We start from the raw sequence: 2,500 nt of genomic DNA on the forward strand, positions 1-2,500 counted from the left end.
ATTAACATATTTAAAATATACAATGAAGAGTTTGATCCTGGCTCAGGATGAACGCTAGCGGCAGGCTTAACACATGCAAGTCGAGGGGTAACATTGTAGCTTGCTACAGATGACGACCGGCGCACGGGTGCGTAACGCGTATAGAACCTACCTTTTACAGGGGAATAGCCTTTAGAAATGAAGATTAATGCCCCATAGTATTGAGAGATCGCATGATTTTTTAATTAAAGATTTATCGGTAAAAGATGGCTATGCGTCCTATTAGTTAGTTGGTAAGGTAACGGCTTACCAAGACATCGATAGGTAGGGGTCCTGAGAGGGAGATCCCCCACACTGGTACTGAGACACGGACCAGACTCCTACGGGAGGCAGCAGTGAGGAATATTGGACAATGGAGGAGACTCTGATCCAGCCATGCCGCGTGTAGGAAGAATGCCCTATGGGTTGTAAACTACTTTTATACAGGAAGAAACACTAGTATGTATACTAGCTTGACGGTACTGTAAGAATAAGGACCGGCTAACTCCGTGCCAGCAGCCGCGGTAATACGGAGGGTCCAAGCGTTATCCGGAATCATTGGGTTTAAAGGGTCCGCAGGCGGTCAATTAAGTCAGAGGTGAAATCCCATAGCTTAACTATGGAACTGCCTTTGATACTGGTTGACTTGAGTCATATGGAAGTAGATAGAATGTGTAGTGTAGCGGTGAAATGCATAGATATTACACAGAATACCGATTGCGAAGGCAGTCTACTACGTATGTACTGACGCTGAGGGACGAAAGCGTGGGGAGCGAACAGGATTAGATACCCTGGTAGTCCACGCCGTAAACGATGGATACTAGTTGTTGGGATTTATCTCAGTGACTAAGCGAAAGTGATAAGTATCCCACCTGGGGAGTACGGTCGCAAGACTGAAACTCAAAGGAATTGACGGGGGCCCGCACAAGCGGTGGAGCATGTGGTTTAATTCGATGATACGCGAGGAACCTTACCAGGGCTTAAATGTAGTCTGACAGCTTTAGAGATAGAGTTTTCTTCGGACAGATTACAAGGTGCTGCATGGTTGTCGTCAGCTCGTGCCGTGAGGTGTCAGGTTAAGTCCTATAACGAGCGCAACCCCTGTCGTTAGTTGCCAGCATGTTATGATGGGGACTCTAACGAGACTGCCTACGCAAGTAGAGAGGAAGGTGGGGATGACGTCAAATCATCACGGCCCTTACGTCCTGGGCCACACACGTGCTACAATGGTATGGACAATGAGCAGCCATCTGGCAACAGAGAGCGAATCTATAAACCATATCACAGTTCGGATCGGAGTCTGCAACTCGACTCCGTGAAGCTGGAATCGCTAGTAATCGGATATCAGCCATGATCCGGTGAATACGTTCCCGGGCCTTGTACACACCGCCCGTCAAGCCATGGAAGCTGGGAGTGCCTGAAGTCGGTCACCGCAAGGAGCCGCCTAGGGTAAAACTGGTAACTAGGGCTAAGTCGTAACAAGGTAGCCGTACCGGAAGGTGCGGCTGGAACACCTCCTTTCTAGAGAAAGATGGTGAGTTACAAAAGGTAATTTTTACTCTTTGCTGTTAATTTTAAATAAAAAAAGTATTAAGCTATTATAGTCTCGTAGCTCAGCTGGTTAGAGCGCTACACTGATAATGTAGAGGTCGGCAGTTCGAGTCTGCCCGGGACTACAAAAACTTAATATTAAGGAAATTCTAGAAGTTGGGATGCCCAAGTTGACGTACAAGTCATCAATTAACTGATAACTGTTAACTGGTACTGACTACTAAAATGGGGGATTAGCTCAGTTGGCTAGAGCGCTTGCCTTGCACGCAAGAGGTCATCGGTTCGACTCCGATATTCTCCACAACGGTCAATTTTAATTAATTAACCACAAGTTCATTGACATATTGGTAAAATGATATCGTAAGAATCAAATAGATAGAGAACGATTGGAATATTTATATTCTGGTCAAAAATTTTTTTATAAAAATATAAAAGAGTTCATTATAGTATGAAAATACTGTAGCAAAAAGTACAATAAGTTAAGTAAGGGCGTATGGCGGATGCCTAGGCTCTCAGAGACGACGAAGGACGCGATAAGCTGCGAAAAGCTACGGGGAGGGGCACATACCTTTTGATCCGTAGATATCCGAATGGGGCAACCCGGCATGTTGAAGACATGTCACCTAGCAATAGGGGTAAACCCGGTGAACTGAAACATCTAAGTAACCGGAGGAAGAGAAAACAATAGTGATTCCGTTAGTAGTGGCGAGCGAACGCGGATTAGCCCAAACCAATGTTGTTACGGCAATATTGGGGTTGTAGGACCACAAGATTAGAGACTTAGAGAATTAGAACTGTTTGGAAAGACAGACCATAGAGGGTGATAGTCCTGTAAAAGTAATCGAAGTTAATATAGTGGTATCCTGAGTAGTGCGGGACACGAGTAATCCTGTATGAATCCACCGGGACCATCCGGTAAGGCTAAATACTC

General features: G+C 45.5%; 2 tRNA genes and 2 rRNA genes (1 of these 4 only partly in view). All 4 read left to right on the forward strand.

What is annotated here, in order from left to right:
• Positions 1 to 19: 19 nt before the first annotated feature.
• Positions 20 to 1,539 (forward strand): 16S ribosomal RNA (locus CW731_RS12070).
• 81 nt (positions 1,540 to 1,620) lie between these two features.
• Positions 1,621 to 1,694 (forward strand) — tRNA-Ile (locus CW731_RS12075).
• Positions 1,695 to 1,796: 102 nt separating this feature from the next.
• Positions 1,797 to 1,870: transfer RNA gene (locus CW731_RS12080), tRNA-Ala, on the forward strand.
• Between the two features lie 171 nt (positions 1,871 to 2,041).
• Positions 2,042 to 2,500: ribosomal RNA gene (locus CW731_RS12085) — 23S ribosomal RNA — on the forward strand (it continues 2,425 nt past the right edge of the window).
• Together the 16S and 23S rRNA genes with 2 tRNA genes alongside form the textbook arrangement of a ribosomal RNA operon.

Source organism: Polaribacter sp. ALD11 (assembly GCF_002831685.1).
GTDB lineage: Bacteria > Bacteroidota > Bacteroidia > Flavobacteriales > Flavobacteriaceae > Polaribacter.